The following is a 17872-nucleotide window of genomic DNA, read 5'->3' as shown; positions in this document are numbered from 1 at the left end:
AAAGGGTGAGTAATGAGCGAAATGATAACCGTCGGCGACGCCATCGCCAGAACGCTGGAGCAGTATCAGGTTGAGGCCATCTACGGCGTCATCTCCATCCACAATTTACCCATCGCCGATGCGGTAGGGCAGCGCGGGAATATTCGCTTTGTGCCCGCACGTGGCGAAGCGGGGTCGGTCACCATGGCCGATGCCCACGGCCGTTTTTCCGGGCTCGGCGTGGCGCTGACCAGTACCGGTGCCGGGGCGGGTAACGCCGTCGGCGCGCTGGTGGAAGCCATGAATGCCTGCACGCCGCTGCTGCATATCACCGGCCAGGTGGAAAAAGCCTGGCTGGATGCCGACACCGGCTTTATCCACGAAACCCGCGACCAGCTGACCTTCCTGAAGGCCAGCTCAAAACGGGCATACCGCATCAGCAACGCAAACCAGGCGATAGCGATCCTTCACAAGGCCATTCAGGAGGCGCAAACTCCGCCGTGCGGGCCGGTCTCCGTGGAGATCCCGATTGATATTCAGGGGGCGAAAATCCCCGTGTCGCTGATCACCGCTCCGGTGAAACCGACGTCGGTTTCTGCGGTTGATACGGCAGTGGTCGACACGCTGTGGGCGCAGCTTAAACAGGCCAGACAGCCGCTGCTGTGGCTGGGGGGCGGAGCGCTCGGTAGCGCTGATGCGGTAAAAAAACTGGCGGATGCGGGAGTGACGGTTATCTCCAGCACCCACGCGCGCGGCGTGCTGCCGGACAGCCATCGCGCCAGCCTGCGGGCGTTTCATAACTCGCCGTCAGTTGAGGCGTTGATCGCCCAGTGCGACTTTACGCTGGTCGCCGGCTCACGCCTGCGCAGCAACGAAACCCGCTCGTGGACGCTTGAATTACCGCATCCCCGCGTCCAGATCGATATCGACCCCGCGGCGGCGAGCCGCAACTATCTGATGGACACAACCCTTGTGGCGGACTGCGCAGCGCTGTTAACCGCGCTGGCGGCTAAAGCGCAGGGGCGTGAATGGGGCGATGCACAGTGGGATACACAGGTGCAGCAGGCGCTGGCGAAAGCCGTTGCGGGACTGCGTGAGCAGTGCGGTGCTTATGCGAAGCTCAACGACGCCATCGAGAACGCGCTGCCGCAAGATGGCCTGCTGGTCCGTGATATCACCGTATCCGGAAGCCTGTGGGGCAGCCGTTTGTTCCGCGCCAACGGACCGCTGATGAACATTCACTCGCTGGCAGGCGCCATCGGCATGGGGCTACCGATGGCGATTGGCACGGCGATTGCCAACCCGCAACGCAAAGTGGTGGGGCTGGTGGGCGATGGTGGCGTAAGCCTGAATCTGGGCGAGATGGCAACGCTGGCGCAGGAGAAGGCCAACGTGACGCTGCTGGTGATGAACGACGGCGGTTACGGCGTCATGCGCGGCATTCAGGATAAGTATTTCGGCGGGCGTCAGTATTATAACGAGCTGCATACCCCGGACTTTACGCAGCTGGCGCATGCGATGGGGTTACAGGCGTGGAGCGTCGAACGGGCTGAGGATTTTGACGCGGTGATGACCGAAGCGCTTGCCATGCCAGGACCGTCGGTAGTGGAAGTGCGGATGGGACAGATTGGCGCGCTGAAGTTTGCCGGGCCGCCGCAGAAGACGTTGTACTAAGCGTGTTTACCCTCACTCCAGCCCTCTCCCTTAGGGAGAAGGGCGGGTGAGGGGTTTAATCAGAACACGTTAAACGGGTATTCCACGTACGCGCGGATCTCATCCCCGCCCACGTTATAGTCGCTGGCGTTGCTGGACACGCGCAGGACGGAGTAACGGAGTTTCAGTTTCAGATCTTTAGCCGGGCCGTCCTGCACCTGATACTGGATCTGGTTAAACCACTCATGCTCTTTACCGTTGCTGGTTTCAGAGGTCTTGATGTTGTCGCCACGCACGTAAGCTGTGGTCCAGCTCAGGCCTGGTAAGCCCAGACCGCCGAAGTCCAGCGCGTAAGAAGCCTGCCAGGAGCGCTCGTCTTCGCCGTTGAAATCAGACCAGTAGGAGTTCGCCAGCCAGATGGTATTGCCGCCGTCACCTACGCCACCCTGATCGCGATAGCTGCCATAGTGATAGCCGGTGCTGCCGCTGCTCTGCTGATACGCCACCTTGAAGGTATGAATATCCCAGATGTAGCTTGCCGCCAGGCTCCAGATGCTATTGCTGCGTCCGGTATCAAGGCTGTCTGCGTAGCGCTGATCCAGGCGTGAGTTATAGCCGTTGAAATCGAGCACCAGCTGTTGCCCGGTGCTGAACGGCTGTTTGAAGTTCATTCCCAGGTACTGCTTGTTCATCACCTCTTCCACATGAGAGGCATACAGCGCACCGCTGAACTGGTCGTTGAACTGGTAGCTCGCACCGCCGAAGGAGAGGCTCTTCAGGCCGCTGTCGTGGCGGTCGTCACTTTTGCGCTGCTCATCGGTGAAGTAACCGGCGTTCACTTCCAGGCCCGCGATCTCTTTTGAGGTCAGCATGGTGCCGGTAAAGCTTTCAAACAGCAGACGGGAATTGTCGGCATTCACAATCGGTAATTCCGGACGCTGGTTACCGTAGCTCAGCACGGTATTGGAAATACGCATTTTTGCTGTGGCGCCAAATTTCGCCAGATCGGATTTAGCCCGGCCATCGTCTTCCTGTTTAAAGAAGTCAATGCCGCCCGCGCCGCTCTTTCCACGACCGCCGTCCAGACGCACGCCATACTGGGCAATGCCGTCCACACCAAAGCCAACCAGCCCTTCGGTATAGCCGGATTCGAACGTGGCAACGATACCCTGACCCCATTCGGCTTTGTCCTGCTGGCCCTGATGATAATCACGACTGATATACGCATTGCGTAAAAACAGATCTAAATGGCTGTCGTCAACAAACCCTTTGCTGTCGGATTGCTGGCTTGCAACGGCGGGTAATGCGGCGAATAAACTTAACGCAATTAATGAAAATTCTTTTTTCACGGAGGGAACGTCTCTGTCTTAATATTGTAAATTGAATTACTGCGAGCTCGATAATTACCCGAATGGTATATGATTGCAATAATTATGTGACGAGACGTTTCAGGGCAATAAGCCAGTGTTTGCGCGGCTTAGAAAGGTACTCAAGCGCTATTACCGATATGTGCGGTTAAATTAACAATTCATGCGAAATAAAAAGGAGGCAAATATGCCTCCTTTCGAATTATTTAATTCCGTCTGCGGCCATACGGTCGCGAATATGCTGTGCGCGCTCTTCTGACGCCGGGTGGTCATCAAACATAGAGCTCTGGCGACCGACTTCCAGTTTGGCCAGTTTTTCGAAGCTGGTGGCTAAACCTGATGGATTAATGCCGCGTTTGCGCAACAGATCGTAGGAGTAGTCATCCGCTTCGGATTCCTGACGCTGCGAGAACTGAGAGTTAACCAGTTTTTCACCCACATCGCCAAGCTGCGACTGTGACAGGCTGCCGACGATACCGCCCGTAGACGCCGCCGCGGCGCGGATGGCGTTAGTGCCTAACGCAACCTGCATGCCTTTCTTCACGTGGCCAAGTGCAACGTGGCCCATTTCATGGCCGATAACCGCTTCAACTTCGTTGTCGGTCATCATATCCATCAGCCCGCTGTAAACGCGGATGCAGCCGTTCGCCATCGCGAAGGCGTTTACATCTTTGGCCATGTACACCTTATAGTTCACCGGCTGGCCGTTAATGTTATCACCCAGCGCGGAGGCTATCTTATTCAGACGCTGCGTGTAGGTACTATTGGCCGGGGCAAGCGTGGCTTTTCCGTCCATATCTTTACAGGCCTGGTCGCTCAGCGCTTTAACCTGTGCGTCGCTCAGGGAGTAGGCCTGAAAGGCCTCTGCGCCTGAGGACATCAGGCCGTTAGAATCCATATTCTGACAGCCGCTCAGCAGGAGCGTTGTACCCAGGGCCAGCACTATTGCACGCATTTTCATGATGTCGCTTCCGTACTCGTTAATCTGAATAAAATCTGAAAAGTGCACCGGCAACGAAGCCGGGGTCGGGCTAAGTATAAGGAATATCTACGGGGCCGGGCGAGCAGATTGCGCAACATGCGAGCATGATCCAGAGATTTCTTAAGCTGCAAAAGAATGCTCCATGTACATGACATGCCGCTTGGGTTACATTGTTGGCACTTTTTTCCGGCGTAGCCCAAAACGCGCTGTCGTCAAGGGCATGGCCTTTAACAGTCCGATCTGGAGTTAAAATGTCCTCACGTAAAGAGCTTGCTAATGCTATTCGTGCGCTGAGCATGGACGCAGTACAGAAAGCCAAATCCGGCCACCCGGGCGCCCCTATGGGGATGGCTGATATCGCCGAAGTCCTGTGGCGCGATTTCCTGAACCACAACCCGCAGAACCCTTCCTGGGCTGACCGCGACCGTTTCGTGCTGTCTAATGGCCACGGCTCAATGCTGATCTATAGCCTGCTGCACCTCACTGGCTACGATCTGCCAATTGAAGAGCTGAAAAACTTCCGCCAGCTGCACTCCAAAACGCCAGGTCACCCGGAAGTGGGTTACACCGCAGGTGTAGAAACCACCACCGGCCCGCTGGGTCAGGGTATTGCTAACGCGGTGGGTATGGCGATTGCCGAGAAAACCCTGGCCGCGCAGTTCAACCGTCCAGGTCATGACATTGTTGACCACTTCACCTACGCATTCATGGGCGACGGCTGCATGATGGAAGGCATTTCTCACGAAGTGTGCTCCCTGGCAGGTACCCTGAAGCTGGGCAAACTGGTTGCGTTCTATGACGACAACGGCATCTCCATCGACGGTCACGTTGAAGGCTGGTTCACTGACGACACCGCGAAGCGTTTCGAAGCTTACGGCTGGCACGTTGTGCGTGGCGTTGACGGTCACGATGCTGACTCGATTAAACGTGCAGTAGAAGAAGCGCGCGCAGTGACGGACAAGCCGTCACTGCTGATGTGCAAAACCATCATTGGTTTCGGTTCTCCAAACAAAGCGGGTACCCACGATTCCCACGGTGCGCCACTGGGCGACGCGGAAATCGCACTGACGCGCGAAGCGCTGGGCTGGAAATATCCTGCTTTCGAAATCCCATCTGAAATTTACGCGCAGTGGGATGCTAAAGAAGTGGGTCAGGCGAAAGAATCCGCATGGAACGAGAAGTTCGCTGCCTATGCGAAAGCCTTCCCACAGGAAGCGGCTGAATTTACCCGTCGTATGAAGGGTGACATGCCGTCTGACTTCGACGCCAAAGCGAACGAGTTCATTGCTAAACTGCAGGCGAACCCATCCAAAATCGCCAGCCGTAAAGCCTCTCAGAATGCGATTGAAGCGTTCGGTCCGCTGCTGCCAGAATTCCTGGGCGGCTCCGCTGACCTGGCGCCATCTAACCTGACAATCTGGTCTGGTTCTAAAGCAATCAACGAAGACACTGCCGGTAACTACATCCACTACGGTGTGCGTGAATTCGGTATGACTGCGATTGCGAACGGTATCTCCCTGCACGGTGGTTTCCTGCCGTACACCTCTACCTTCCTGATGTTTGTCGAGTACGCGCGTAACGCCGTGCGTATGGCTGCGCTGATGAAACAGCGTCAGGTGATGGTCTACACCCACGACTCCATCGGTCTGGGCGAAGATGGTCCAACTCACCAGCCGGTAGAGCAGGTGGCTTCCCTGCGCGTGACGCCAAACATGAGCACATGGCGTCCATGTGACCAGGTTGAGTCCGCCGTGGCGTGGAAATACGGTGTTGAGCGTCAGGACGGCCCAACCGCACTGATCCTCTCCCGTCAGAACCTGGCACAGCAGGAGCGTACTCCAGAGCAGCTGGCGAACATCGCCCGTGGTGGTTACGTGCTGAAAGATTGCGCGGGTCAGCCAGAGCTGATCTTCATCGCGACCGGTTCTGAAGTTGAGCTGGCTGTTGCCGCATGGGAAAAACTGTCTGCCGAAGGCGTTAAAGCGCGCGTGGTTTCCATGCCGTCTACCGATGCGTTCGACAAGCAGGATGCCGCCTACCGCGAATCCGTACTGCCTAAAGCCGTTACCGCGCGCGTGGCAGTAGAAGCAGGTATCGCTGACTACTGGTTCAAATATGTGGGCCTGAACGGCGCCATCGTCGGCATGACCACCTTCGGTGAATCTGCTCCGGCAGAGCTGCTGTTCGAAGAGTTCGGCTTCACCGTTGAAAACGTTGTCGCGAAAGCAAAAGAACTGCTGTAATTGTTTGTAGGGGAGGGGCGCGAGCCCCTGTCCATGCTCTCACTGAGAAGAGGGCGCAAACACCCTAAACGGTAACCTTTGGGTTACCGTTTTGTTTTTTTCACGCTATCCGCCTTATATGTCCACTATTCCTCAAACATGTAACGTTCCTGTGAATTATTCCATCCAAAATGTGACGCAAGTCATATAGCGCGCTTATTGCTCTGGACAGACATTCCTTTTATTCCCTGATTCGCTTATTCTAGCTGAAGCGTTTCAGTCGATTAAATGTTCGACAATTGACCAATCAATCGCAGTTTGTGACAGCAAGGATTCCCCTTCGGGCGTAGCTGGATTACTCTTTCAGCCACCTCAAACTCAGGGATAGCTTTGCAGGAGATCTATGACCGTACGCGTAGCGATTAATGGCTTCGGTCGCATCGGGCGTAACGTGGTTCGTGCTTTATATGAATCCGGGCGTCGGGCGGAAATAACCGTGGTGGCTATCAACGAACTGGCGGATGCTGCGGGCATGGCGCATTTGTTGAAATATGACACCAGCCACGGACGCTTTGCCTGGGATGTTCGCCAGGAAAGAGATCAGCTGTTTGTCGGCGACGATGCCATCCGCGTGCTGCATGAGAGCAGTATTGCCGGGCTACCGTGGCGTGAACTGGGTGTGGATATCGTACTTGACTGTACTGGCGTATACGGTAACCGCGAGCATGGCGAAGCGCATCTGACAGCAGGTGCGAAAAAAGTCCTGTTTTCCCATCCTGGCAGCAACGACCTCGACGCGACCGTCGTATTTGGCGTGAATCAGCATGAGCTGCAAGCCGAACACCGCATTGTTTCCAACGCCTCCTGTACCACCAACTGCATTATTCCGGTCATCAAACTGTTAGACGATGCGTATGGCATTGAATCCGGCACCGTAACCACGATTCATTCAGCGATGCACGATCAGCAGGTGATTGACGCCTATCATCCGGACTTACGACGCACGCGAGCCGCGAGCCAGTCAATCATTCCGGTGGACACAAAACTGGCGGCAGGTATCACCCGTTTTTTCCCGCAGTTTAACGATCGTTTTGAAGCAATTGCCGTACGTGTACCGACGATTAACGTCACCGCAATTGACCTGAGCGTGACGGTGAAAAAACCGGTAAAAGCCTGTGAAGTCAACCTGTTGCTGCAAAAAGCGGCACAGGGGGCATTTCATGGTATAGTTGACTATACGGAATTACCGTTGGTCTCAGTAGATTTTAACCACGACCCGCACAGCGCCATTGTCGATGGCACTCAAACGCGCGTCAGTGGCGCACACCTTATCAAGACGCTGGTCTGGTGTGATAACGAATGGGGCTTTGCTAACCGAATGCTCGACACCACGTTAGCAATGGCCGCTCAAGGTTTCAGGTAAGACGCATCGTGCGTCTGCAAAACTTTAAGAATCAACGAGAGGATTCACCATGTCTGTAATTAAGATGACCGATCTGGATCTGGCTGGTAAACGCGTTTTCATCCGTGCTGATCTGAACGTACCGGTTAAAGATGGCAAAGTGACCAGCGACGCGCGTATCCGTGCATCTCTGCCAACCATCGAACTGGCTCTGAAGCAGGGCGCTAAAGTGATGGTGACCTCCCACCTGGGTCGTCCAACTGAAGGCGAGTACAATGAAGAGTTCTCTCTGCTGCCAGTTGTTAATTACCTGAAAGACAAACTGTCCAACCCGGTTCGCCTGGTAAAAGATTACCTGGACGGCGTAGACATCGCTGCCGGTGAACTGGTTGTTCTGGAAAACGTTCGCTTCAACAAAGGCGAAAAGAAAGACGACGAAGCGCTGTCCAAAAAATACGCTGCACTGTGTGACGTATTCGTGATGGACGCCTTCGGTACTGCTCACCGTGCGCAGGCTTCAACCCACGGTATCGGTAAATTCGCAGACGTCGCGTGTGCCGGTCCTCTGCTGGCTGCTGAGCTGGACGCACTGGGTAAAGCACTGAAAGAACCTGCTCGTCCAATGGTTGCAATCGTTGGTGGTTCTAAAGTTTCTACCAAACTGACCGTACTGGATTCCCTGTCTAAAATCGCTGACCAGCTGATCGTTGGCGGTGGTATCGCGAACACCTTCGTGGCGGCACAAGGCCATAACGTCGGTAAGTCCCTGTACGAAGCGGATCTGGTTGACGAAGCAAAACGTCTGCTGACCACCTGCGATATCCCGGTTCCAACGGATGTTCGCGTCGCGACTGAGTTCTCTGAAACAGCGACTGCGACCCTGAAATCTGTTAACGACATCAAAGATGATGAGCAGATTCTGGACCTGGGCGACGTTTCTGCACAGAAACTGGCTGAAATCCTGAAAAACGCGAAAACTATCCTGTGGAATGGTCCTGTTGGCGTGTTCGAATTCCCGAACTTCCGCAAAGGTACTGAAATCGTTGCTAACGCTATCGCAGACAGCGAAGCGTTCTCTATCGCAGGCGGCGGTGATACGCTGGCAGCAATCGACCTGTTCGGTATTTCTGACAAGATCTCCTACATCTCCACTGGTGGCGGCGCATTCCTCGAGTTCGTGGAAGGCAAAGTACTGCCAGCAGTAGCAATGCTCGAAGAGCGCGCTAAGAAGTAAGCCATTCAAGGGCAGGGAAACCTGCCCAATTTTCAGCGCGCTTTAAGAGCTCGCACCTTTTCTAACGGCCGAAGATACAGGACTAAGCAACATGTCTAAAATTTTTGATTTCGTAAAACCTGGCGTGATCACTGGTGATGACGTTCAGAAAGTGTTCCAGGTAGCTAAAGAAAACAACTTCGCTCTGCCAGCAGTTAACTGCGTTGGTACCGACTCCATTAACGCCGTACTGGAAGCTGCTGCAAAAGTTAAAGCACCGGTTATCGTTCAGTTCTCTAACGGTGGCGCAGCATTCATCGCTGGTAAAGGCGTGAAAACTGACGTTCCTCAGGGCGCGGCAATCCTGGGCGCAATCTCTGGTGCGCACCATGTACACCAGATGGCTGAACACTACGGTGTTCCGGTTATCCTGCACACTGACCACTGCGCGAAGAAACTGCTGCCGTGGATCGACGGTCTGCTGGACGCGGGTGAAAAACACTTCGCAGCGACCGGTAAGCCACTGTTCTCTTCTCACATGATCGACCTGTCTGAAGAGTCCCTGCACGAAAACATCGAAATCTGCTCTAAGTACCTGGCGCGCATGGCCAAAATGGACATGACCCTGGAAATCGAACTGGGTTGCACCGGTGGTGAAGAAGACGGCGTGGACAACAGCCACATGGACGCTTCTGCACTGTACACCCAGCCAGAAGACGTTGATTACGCTTACACCGAGCTGAGCAAAATCAGCCCACGCTTCACCATCGCAGCGTCCTTCGGTAACGTACACGGCGTTTACAAACCAGGTAACGTGGTTCTGACCCCAACTATCCTGCGTGATTCTCAGGAATACGTTTCTAAGAAACACAACCTGCCGCACAACAGCCTGAACTTCGTCTTCCACGGCGGTTCCGGTTCTTCTGCTCAGGAAATCAAAGACTCCGTAAGCTACGGCGTAGTGAAAATGAACATCGATACCGACACCCAGTGGGCAACATGGGACGGTATCCTGCAGTACTACAAAACGAACGAAGCTTACCTGCAGGGCCAGCTGGGCAACCCGAAAGGCGAAGACCAGCCGAACAAGAAATACTACGATCCACGTGTATGGCTGCGTGCTGCGCAGACTTCCATGGTGGCGCGTCTGGAGCAGGCTTTCAAAGAACTGAACGCGGTTGACGTTCTGTAATTTAAGCAGCTCATAGCATCAGAAGGCCCGCAAATGCGGGCCTTTTTTTATGCTTTTTCAATGGTCTGCCCGGTCCGTTTATGTGATCTGTTTGGCAAAACCGGTCCTTTTTGTTTACCCTTTACTGACCTGCCTGTCTCCATGGGGGATGGATTTTGTGTTTTTGGGATAACAAAAGGAAGACTAAATGGAACAACTCGATGTTGTAGACAGCATCAATAATGCCGGTAACTGGCTGGTGCGCAACCAGGCGCTGCTGCTGAGCTATGCCGTTAACATCGTCGCGGCGATTGCCATCATCATCGTCGGGATGATCGTGGCGCGTATCGTATCAAACGCCGTAAACCGCGTGATGCTGGCGCGTCACATTGACGCCACTGTGGCTGACTTCCTCTCTGCACTGGTGCGCTACGGTATTATTGCCTTTACGCTGATTGCTGCACTGGGGCGTGTTGGCGTACAGACTGCCTCGGTGATTGCTGTTCTCGGTGCCGCCGGTCTGGCCATTGGTCTGGCGCTGCAGGGGTCGCTCTCGAACCTGGCAGCGGGTGTGTTGCTGGTAACCTTCCGTCCGTTCCGTTCTGGCGAGTACGTTGACCTGGGCGGTATTGCCGGCACCGTACTGCAGGTGCAGATTTTCTCAACCACTCTGCGAACTGTGGATGGCCGTATCGTGGTGGTACCGAACGGGAAAATCATCGCGGGCAACATCATTAACTTTTCCCGCGAGCCGGTGCGTCGTAACGAGCTGATTATCAGCGTGGCGTATGACTCTGATATCGATCAGGTGAAATCGCTGATCGCCAATATCATTGCCTCCGACGATCGTATTTTGAAAGATAAAGAGCAGACCGTTCGGCTGAACGAGTTGGGGGCATCCTCCATCAACTTTGTCGTGCGCATCTGGAGCAAAAGCAGTGATCTGCAAAACGTTTACTGGGATGTTCTGGAACGTATCAAACGTGATTTTGATGCCAACGGGATCAGCTTCCCGTATCCACAGATGGACGTGAACCTTAAACGCGAGAAAGAAGCCGAGTAATCCTCTTCCTCAGCAGGCCCGGTGAGCGGCAACGCCACCGGGCCTTTTTATTAGCAATACTAATCACCAATTAATATTATCAATTTCCTCTAATAAGGTTCTCGCAGTATAGTCAGCTCCCAGGACAACTTGCTGAGAATTTATTCATGTTATCTTATTATTTTCAAGGTCTTGCATTAGGTGCGGCCATGATCCTTCCCCTTGGCCCGCAGAACGCGTTCGTGATGAACCAGGGCATTCGCCGTCAGTATCATCTTATGATTGCCCTGCTGTGCGCGGTGAGCGATTTGCTGCTGATCTGCGCCGGAATCTTTGGCGGCAGTGCGCTGCTGATGCAGTCTCCCTGGCTTCTGGCGCTGGTGACCTGGGGTGGGGTAGCGTTCCTGCTGTGGTATGGGTTTGGGGCGCTGAAAACGGCAATGAGCAGCAATCTCGAACTGGCGAGCGCCGAGGTCATGAAGCAGGGCCGCTGGAAGATTATCGTCACCATGCTGGCGGTCACCTGGCTCAACCCGCACGTTTATCTGGATACCTTTGTGGTGCTGGGCAGCCTGGGTGGGCAGCTCGACGTTGAGCCAAAACGCTGGTTTGCCCTGGGTACCGTCAGCGCCTCATTCCTGTGGTTCTTCGGTCTCGCGATTCTGGCGGCATGGCTGGCCCCGCGTCTGCGTACCGCTAAAGCCCAGCGGATCATCAATACGCTGGTGGGCGTGGTGATGTGGTTTATCGCCTTTCAGCTGGCAAAAGAGGGGATTCATCATGTTCAGGAATTGCTCAACTAAGCGTTGTCTTATGGACAACTGAGCGAGAGCCGCTAAGCTTGCTGGCATGCGCCCTGTTGTTGGGCACTCTTCGCAACATGGAGGAATGACAGTGAAGTTTAAAGTGATGGCCCTGGCGGCATTAGTGAGTTTAGGTGCGGTGTCGGTGCAGGCAAGTGAATTGCCTGATGGCCCGCACATCGTCACTTCAGGCACCGCAAGCGTGGATGCGGTACCCGATGTTGCAACGCTGGCAATTGAAGTGAACGTGGCCGCGAAAGATGCCGCTTCTGCCAAGAAGCAGGCTGACGATCGTGTTGCGCAATATCTCTCTTTCCTGGAGCAGAACGGTGTCGCTAAAAAAGACATCAGCTCTGCCAACCTGCGTACCCAGCCTGATTACGACTACCAGAACGGTAAAAGCATCCTGAAAGGCTACCGTGCCGTGCGCACCGTTGAAGTGACCGTGCGTCAGCTCGATAAACTGAACTCGCTGCTGGATGGCGCGCTGAAAGCGGGTCTGAACGAAATTCGTTCCGTCTCACTGGGCGTTGCGCAACCGGAAAAATACAAAGACCAGGCGCGTAAAGCCGCCATTGATGATGCAATCCATCAGGCGCAACAGCTGGCGTCCGGGTTCAACAGTAAGCTCGGTCCGGTATACAGCGTGCGTTACCACGTCTCAAATTATCAGCCAAGCCCGATGGTGCGGATGATGAAGGCCGACGCGGCACCGGTGTCTGCTCAGGAAACTTATGAGCAGCCGACGATTCAGTTCGACGATCAGGTTGATGTGGTATTCCAGCTGCAGCCGACCCAAAGTCAGCAGACTGAGCCGGCAAAAGCGCAGTAATCTGTCTTCACAATTCCCCCCTCCCGTCAGGAGAGGGGAATTGTTCCTTAATCCTGTCTCAACACCTTATGCCCATACGCCAGCAGCGCGTCGGTGACGTTGCGCATCATGCGGCTTTCTGGCGCAAAACGGTGCCAGTAGAGCATCCGGCGCTGATACAGCCCCGGCGTTAAGTCAATCAGCTCACCGCTTTTCAACTCTTTCTCTATCTGCAGGTGCGGGATCATACAGCAGGTGGTGCCCTGACGTGCGAGCTGCACAAACGCTTCAGACGAGTTCACGATATGACATGGCACGCTGCCCGGTGGCAGATCGAAGTTTTGCTGCAGGAAGGCCTGATGCATATCGTCCAGATGGTCGAACGCCACCGCAGGGGCTTTCAGCAGCGCGGCGCGGGTGACGCCGTTCGGGAAGTAGCGCTCGGCAAACGCTTTTGAGCCGACAAACAGGTAGTCCAGTGCGCCCAGCTGATCGACAAGACAGCTCGGCAGCGCCTGAGGTTGGATACTGACCGCCCCAACCACTTCACCGCGTCGCAGGCGCTCCTGTGTACGGGTTTCATCTTCAACCTGCAGATTCAGGCGAATCGGGGAGTCCGCTAACACCGGCGCAAGGGCCGGCAACAACCAGGTTGCCAGACTGTCGGCGTTCACCGCCAGCGAGAGCAGCAGCGGCGTTGAGCCGGTCTGTTCGTCACCCAGCCACTCATCTTCGAGCAGTTCAACCTGGCGCAGCAGGGCGAGGAGCTTTTGCCCTTGCTCCGTTGGACGCGGTGGAACGGTACGTACCAGCAGAGGCTGCCCGAACATGTTCTCCAGCTGTTTGATGCGTTGTGATACGGCGGACTGAGTGATACAAAGCTTTTGCGCTGCGCGCTCAAAACCGCGTTCACGAATAACTGCATCAAGTGCCTGTAGTGTTCTGTAGTCCGGACGTTTCATTGCTCTGGCTGACTCCTTAATTTTGCTTAATCTGCACTATGACACAATTTTCCCTTCGTGGCAGACGAAATCCATCCGACGTGTTCTATAATGCGGCCTACGTTTTCACACCACAGGCTAAACGATCATGACGCAGGATGAACTGAAAAAAGCAGTAGGATGGGCCGCTCTCCAGTATGTGCAACCGGGTACCATTGTCGGTGTTGGTACGGGCTCGACGGCGGCACACTTTATCGATGCGCTGGGCACGATGAAAGGGCAGATCGAGGGCGCAGTTTCCAGCTCCGATGCTTCCACGGAAAAGCTGAAAAGCCTTGGCATCACCGTTTTCGATCTGAATGAAGTTGACCGTCTTGGCATCTATGTTGATGGCGCGGATGAAATCAACGGCCATATGCAGATGATCAAAGGCGGCGGTGCGGCGCTGACGCGTGAAAAAATTATCGCCTCCGTGGCGGATAAATTCATCTGTATCGCCGATGCGTCAAAGCAGGTTGATATCCTGGGTAAATTCCCGCTGCCGGTAGAAGTGATCCCAATGGCGCGGAGCGCTGTGGCGCGTGAACTGGTGAGACTGGGTGGACGCCCGGAATATCGTCAGGGCGTCATCACTGATAACGGCAACGTGATCCTCGACGTTCACGGTCTGGAAATTCTCGACGCCATTGCGCTGGAAAATGCCATTAACGGTATTCCAGGCGTAGTGACTGTAGGGTTATTCGCCAACCGTGGCGCGGATGTCGCGCTGATCGGCACGGCAGATGGCGTGCAAACCATCGTAAAATGATCTGATGGGGGGAGCCCTCCCCCCGCTAAAAAAATTTTGAAAAGCTAAATTCGGTGACTTGTGTCACGCTTTTTACCTCTCGTTTGCCGATCCTGCCGCATTCGCAAATTTCTACAGCATTTTCCTCTGTCATTTTGCTCTGTATGACTTTTCTTCAGAGTGCCGACGCAAACGTTCATATTGCTGCAATAGTTTTTTTTGATATGTTGGCTACAGCGGATTTAAATCCAGCACAACATCAGTTCAGACAAAAACAGGGTCGGGTAAGGTAAATGGCAAAGGTATCACTGGAGAAAGACAAGATTAAATTCCTGCTGGTTGAGGGCGTGCATCAGAAAGCGCTTGATAGCCTTCGTGCAGCAGGTTACACCAACATCGAATTTCACAAAGGCGCGCTGGACACCGAAGAGCTGAAAGCGTCCATCCGTGATGCCCATTTCATTGGCCTGCGATCCCGTACCCAACTGACTGAAGACGTGATTGCCGCGGCGGAAAAGTTGGTTGCCATCGGCTGTTTCTGCATCGGTACCAACCAGGTTGATCTGAATGCCGCCGCAAAACGCGGTGTGCCTGTCTTTAACGCCCCGTTCTCCAACACCCGTTCCGTGGCGGAGTTAGTGATTGGCGAGCTGCTGCTGTTGCTGCGTGGTATTCCGGAAGCTAACGCCAAAGCGCACCGCGGCGTGTGGAACAAACTGGCTGCGGGTTCATACGAAGCCCGTGGTAAAAAACTCGGTATCATCGGCTATGGCCACATCGGTACTCAGCTGGGGATCCTGGCTGAATCCCTGGGGATGCATGTCTATTTTTATGATATCGAAAGCAAACTGCCGTTGGGCAACGCCACTCAGGTTCAACACCTCTCTGACCTGCTGAACATGAGCGACGTGGTCAGCCTGCACGTGCCGGAAAATGCGTCAACGAAAAACATGATGGGTGCTGAGGAACTGGCGCTGATGAAGCCAGGTTCACTGCTGATCAACGCCGCGCGCGGTACGGTTGTCGACATCCCGGCGCTGTGCGATGCGCTGAAGCGTAAGCATCTGGCGGGGGCGGCAATTGACGTCTTCCCGACTGAGCCTGCTACCAACAGCGATCCGTTCACCTCTCCGCTGTGCGAATTCGACAACGTGATCCTGACGCCGCACATCGGCGGCTCGACGCAGGAAGCGCAGGAAAATATCGGTCTGGAAGTCGCGGGCAAGCTGAGCAAATACTCCGACAACGGTTCTACGCTCTCTGCCGTGAACTTCCCGGAAGTGTCTCTGCCGTTGCACGGTGGCCGTCGTCTGCTGCACATCCATGAAAACCGTCCGGGCGTGCTGACTGCGATCAACCAGATCTTTGCCGAGCAGAGCGTCAACATTGCCGCGCAGTATCTGCAAACGAACTCTCAGATGGGTTACGTGGTGATTGATATTGAAGCGGACGAAGATGTAGCGGAAAAAGCGCTGCAGAGCATGAAGGCTATTCCGGGTACCATTCGTGCCCGTCTGCTGTACTGATTCTGTTTCTGTGAGCATAAAGCCGGGTCGCTACCCGGCTTTATTTTACCAGCGCCAGGTTTTGCCCGGCGTCACTACCGCAGGCAGCGGAATATCCCACTTCTCTACCGGCAAGGCTTCCACGCCCTGACAGTCATGTGCGTACCCCACAGGCTGTAAATGATACTGCTGCCAGTTTTGCAGCGTCCTGTCATAAAAACCGCCACCCATCCCTAAGCGCTGACCCTGCTCATCAAATGCAACCAGCGGCGTGATCAGTACATCCAGTTCTGAGAGGGGGAGGACGTCGCGGACGTCGAGTTTTGGTTCGGTGATTTTCAGACGATTCACCACCAGTTCGCTGTGCGGATGGTAGTGTAAAAACAGCAGATTTCCCTGGCTAAACGGATGCAGCACCGGCAGGTACACTCTTTTCCCGGCGCGCCACAGCTGTTCTATCAGCGGTTGAGTATCCAGCTCGCCATCAAACGAGAGGAACAGGGCGACGGTACGCGCCATCACAACAGGGGGATAGGCCATCATACGGGCAGCGCCTTGCTGGGCAAACTGTGCTTGCTGTTCGGGAGTTAACGCACGACGGCGTTGACGCATGAGCTGACGGATGTCCTGGCGTGAGGAAGAGGCTTCAGGGAGTTGGGTCATGGTAGTCGGTAGAAGAAAAAGAGAGGGAATCTCCGAGATGCCGCCGCAGGCTGTAACCCTTGAACCCTTGGTTCAAGGTGAATGTGTCGTCATAGTTTTAAGGCTTCTCGGACGAACCGAGCATGCTCACCAACCATGGAGCGCCACATTCTTGTGGTATGAAATATCGGCTCAGGGGACTGGCCCGCTTGCGAACATCTCAGAGAAATTTTGTCTTCACAGTTACTCTACCATAGTCAACTGAGAAGTGTTATTCAAACTTTGGTCCCGGTCTTTCGGGATTGCGACCTTGATCAAGCAATGCCTGTTCAATGGTCTGCTGGAGCATTTTAATGCGCTGCTCCATGCTTGCCGCGTAATCGCGGGTCTTCGCTTTTTCCTGAGTCAGTTCATAACTGATGTTCAACGCGGCGATGAAAACCAGCTGCTCAGTATTTGTGACTCTAGTGCGTTCTTTGAGATCTTGCAACCGCTGATTCAAATCGTCCGCAGCCTGATTCAAGGCATCCCTTTGTTCAGGCGGACAATTCACTCGCAGTGAACGGCCAAAAATCTGGAGATCGACGGGTTGTGCAGACATGCCACCTTCCTGCTGATTGACTGCGCTGCCTTCGCTTACTGCCCCGGGGGCTGCGAAGGGGCGACACTATAGCTACCCTGATGTGAAGATACAAGCCCTTTTCTGGTATCACCAGGGTCCAAAGTGGTAGCATATCATGAATATTCCTCCCAACGATGACGAATGCGCATGTCTATACAGAACGAAATGCCTGGTTACAAGGATTTAAACCAGTTACTGAACCAGCAGGGAGTCGGTTTAACCTCTGCGGAAATGCACGGTCTGATCAGTGGCATGCTGTGCGGCGGAAACAGCGACAGCTCATGGCAGCCGCTGATCCACGACCTGACGAACGAAGGGCTGGCGTTTGGTCACGAGCTGGCGGAAGCCGTGCGTAAAATGCACTCCGCGATCAGCGATTCGCTGGAAGACGATGGCTTCCTTTTTCAGCTTTATCTGCCTGAAGGCGATGACGTCAGCGTCTTCGATCGTGCCGATGCGCTCGCAGGTTGGGTCAACCACTACCTGTTGGGGCTGGGCGTCACGCAGCCGAAACTCGATAAAGTGACTGGCGAAGCGGGTGAGGCGATCGACGATCTGCGTAACATTGCGCAGTTGGGCTACGATGAAGACGAAGACCAGGAAGAGCTGGAAATGTCTCTCGAAGAGATCATCGAATACGTTCGCGTTGCAGCATTGCTGTGCCACGACCACTTTACGCGTTCGCAGCCGACCGCGCCGGAAGTCCGCAAGCCAACCTTACATTAAGAAA

16 protein-coding genes and 1 other RNA gene are annotated in these 17872 nt (G+C 54.6%); 11 read left to right on the top strand and 6 right to left on the bottom strand.

Translation table 11 applies throughout. The annotated features are described in order from the left end of the window. Window positions 1-12: 12 nt before the first annotated feature. A complete protein-coding gene (locus L462_RS08685; protein ID WP_014171541.1) occupies window positions 13-1653 on the top strand; it encodes a thiamine pyrophosphate-binding protein in 1641 nt (546 codons plus the stop codon). A gap of 59 nt (window positions 1654-1712) precedes the next feature. Here the strand turns inward: L462_RS08685 and L462_RS08690 are convergent, their stop codons facing one another. Together L462_RS08690 and L462_RS08695 are read right to left on the bottom strand one after the other, a co-directional pair. Continuing rightward, window positions 1713-2981, bottom strand: coding sequence for an OprD family outer membrane porin (locus tag L462_RS08690; protein WP_025203270.1), 1269 nt, complete (start codon window positions 2979-2981; stop codon window positions 1713-1715). A gap of 220 nt (window positions 2982-3201) precedes the next feature. Next, window positions 3202-3960 carry a metalloprotease LoiP gene (locus L462_RS08695; RefSeq protein ID WP_032678933.1) on the bottom strand — a complete coding sequence of 253 codons (759 nt, stop codon included), beginning with the start codon at window positions 3958-3960 and terminating at the stop codon, window positions 3202-3204. A 272-nt stretch (window positions 3961-4232) separates the two neighbouring features. On the opposite strand from L462_RS08695, the gene tkt reads away from it, so the two are divergent. The 7 genes from tkt to L462_RS08730 all read left to right on the top strand — a co-directional run bounded on the left by tkt (window position 4233) and on the right by L462_RS08730 (window position 12666). Then, the gene (gene tkt / locus L462_RS08700; protein ID WP_020883715.1) at window positions 4233-6224 is read left to right on the top strand and encodes a transketolase; all 1992 of its coding nucleotides are present in this window, start codon (window positions 4233-4235) and stop codon (window positions 6222-6224) included. A gap of 382 nt (window positions 6225-6606) precedes the next feature. Further along, complete coding sequence (epd, locus tag L462_RS08705) at window positions 6607-7626, top strand: erythrose-4-phosphate dehydrogenase (protein ID WP_014171537.1); 1020 nt, start codon at window positions 6607-6609, stop codon at window positions 7624-7626. Window positions 7627-7675: 49 nt separating this feature from the next. Continuing rightward, window positions 7676-8839, top strand: coding sequence for a phosphoglycerate kinase (gene pgk, locus L462_RS08710; protein ID WP_014171536.1), 1164 nt, complete (start codon window positions 7676-7678; stop codon window positions 8837-8839). A gap of 91 nt (window positions 8840-8930) precedes the next feature. Next, window positions 8931-10010, top strand: a complete 1080-nt coding sequence (gene fbaA, locus L462_RS08715) for a class II fructose-bisphosphate aldolase (RefSeq protein WP_014171535.1) — start codon at window positions 8931-8933, stop codon at window positions 10008-10010. Between the two features lie 187 nt (window positions 10011-10197). Next, window positions 10198-11052 (top strand): small-conductance mechanosensitive channel MscS, encoded by an 855-nt coding sequence (gene mscS, locus L462_RS08720; protein WP_014171534.1) that lies wholly within the window; start codon window positions 10198-10200, stop codon window positions 11050-11052. A 146-nt stretch (window positions 11053-11198) separates the two neighbouring features. Next, the gene (gene argO, locus L462_RS08725; RefSeq protein WP_014171533.1) at window positions 11199-11834 is read left to right on the top strand and encodes an arginine exporter ArgO; all 636 of its coding nucleotides are present in this window, start codon (window positions 11199-11201) and stop codon (window positions 11832-11834) included. Window positions 11835-11925: 91 nt separating this feature from the next. After that, complete coding sequence (locus L462_RS08730; RefSeq protein ID WP_025203272.1) at window positions 11926-12666, top strand: oxidative stress defense protein; 741 nt, start codon at window positions 11926-11928, stop codon at window positions 12664-12666. Window positions 12667-12713: 47 nt separating this feature from the next. Here L462_RS08730 and argP read toward each other — a convergent pair whose 3' ends face one another. Next, on the bottom strand, window positions 12714-13607 hold the full coding sequence (argP, locus tag L462_RS08735; RefSeq protein WP_008499727.1) for a DNA-binding transcriptional regulator ArgP: 894 nt from the start codon (window positions 13605-13607) through the stop codon (window positions 12714-12716). A gap of 127 nt (window positions 13608-13734) precedes the next feature. On the opposite strand from argP, the gene rpiA reads away from it, so the two are divergent. Further along, window positions 13735-14394 (top strand): ribose-5-phosphate isomerase RpiA, encoded by a 660-nt coding sequence (gene rpiA, locus L462_RS08740; protein ID WP_014171530.1) that lies wholly within the window; start codon window positions 13735-13737, stop codon window positions 14392-14394. A 272-nt stretch (window positions 14395-14666) separates the two neighbouring features. Beyond that, window positions 14667-15899, top strand: a complete 1233-nt coding sequence (serA, locus tag L462_RS08745; RefSeq protein WP_014171529.1) for a phosphoglycerate dehydrogenase — start codon at window positions 14667-14669, stop codon at window positions 15897-15899. Window positions 15900-15944: 45 nt separating this feature from the next. On the opposite strand, the gene L462_RS0123655 is transcribed toward serA, so the two are convergent. The 3 genes from L462_RS0123655 to zapA all read right to left on the bottom strand — a co-directional run bounded on the left by L462_RS0123655 (window position 15945) and on the right by zapA (window position 17121). Next, window positions 15945-16541 (bottom strand): 5-formyltetrahydrofolate cyclo-ligase, encoded by a 597-nt coding sequence (locus L462_RS0123655; RefSeq protein ID WP_032678931.1) that lies wholly within the window; start codon window positions 16539-16541, stop codon window positions 15945-15947. Window positions 16542-16566: 25 nt separating this feature from the next. Beyond that, window positions 16567-16750, bottom strand: a non-coding RNA gene (gene ssrS / locus L462_RS24485) — 6S RNA. Window positions 16751-16791: 41 nt separating this feature from the next. Continuing rightward, window positions 16792-17121 (bottom strand): cell division protein ZapA, encoded by a 330-nt coding sequence (zapA, locus tag L462_RS08750; protein WP_006811891.1) that lies wholly within the window; start codon window positions 17119-17121, stop codon window positions 16792-16794. A 168-nt stretch (window positions 17122-17289) separates the two neighbouring features. Between zapA and L462_RS08755 the strand changes: the two genes are divergently transcribed. Further along, a complete protein-coding gene (locus tag L462_RS08755) occupies window positions 17290-17868 on the top strand; it encodes a YecA/YgfB family protein (protein WP_025203274.1) in 579 nt (192 codons plus the stop codon). The last annotated feature ends 4 nt before the right edge of the window (window positions 17869-17872 follow it).

It is taken from the genome of Enterobacter sp. BIDMC 26 (assembly GCF_000534435.1).
Lineage (GTDB): Bacteria > Pseudomonadota > Gammaproteobacteria > Enterobacterales > Enterobacteriaceae > Enterobacter > Enterobacter ludwigii.
The sequence above is the reverse complement of the archived record's forward strand: the minus strand, read 5'-3'. Positions and strand labels throughout refer to the sequence as shown.

Coding starts and splice junctions, on each gene's coding strand:
- L462_RS08685 (WP_014171541.1), top strand. CDS start 13: ATGAGCGAAATGATAACCGTCGGCGACGCCATCGCCAGAACGCTGGAG.
- L462_RS08695 (WP_032678933.1), bottom strand. CDS start 3,960: ATGAAAATGCGTGCAATAGTGCTGGCCCTGGGTACAACGCTCCTGCTG.
- tkt (WP_020883715.1), top strand. CDS start 4,233: ATGTCCTCACGTAAAGAGCTTGCTAATGCTATTCGTGCGCTGAGCATG.
- epd (WP_014171537.1), top strand. CDS start 6,607: ATGACCGTACGCGTAGCGATTAATGGCTTCGGTCGCATCGGGCGTAAC.
- pgk (WP_014171536.1), top strand. CDS start 7,676: ATGTCTGTAATTAAGATGACCGATCTGGATCTGGCTGGTAAACGCGTT.
- fbaA (WP_014171535.1), top strand. CDS start 8,931: ATGTCTAAAATTTTTGATTTCGTAAAACCTGGCGTGATCACTGGTGAT.
- mscS (WP_014171534.1), top strand. CDS start 10,198: ATGGAACAACTCGATGTTGTAGACAGCATCAATAATGCCGGTAACTGG.
- argO (WP_014171533.1), top strand. CDS start 11,199: ATGTTATCTTATTATTTTCAAGGTCTTGCATTAGGTGCGGCCATGATC.
- argP (WP_008499727.1), bottom strand. CDS start 13,607: ATGAAACGTCCGGACTACAGAACACTACAGGCACTTGATGCAGTTATT.
- rpiA (WP_014171530.1), top strand. CDS start 13,735: ATGACGCAGGATGAACTGAAAAAAGCAGTAGGATGGGCCGCTCTCCAG.
- serA (WP_014171529.1), top strand. CDS start 14,667: ATGGCAAAGGTATCACTGGAGAAAGACAAGATTAAATTCCTGCTGGTT.
- L462_RS0123655 (WP_032678931.1), bottom strand. CDS start 16,541: ATGACCCAACTCCCTGAAGCCTCTTCCTCACGCCAGGACATCCGTCAG.
- zapA (WP_006811891.1), bottom strand. CDS start 17,121: ATGTCTGCACAACCCGTCGATCTCCAGATTTTTGGCCGTTCACTGCGA.
- L462_RS08755 (WP_025203274.1), top strand. CDS start 17,290: ATGTCTATACAGAACGAAATGCCTGGTTACAAGGATTTAAACCAGTTA.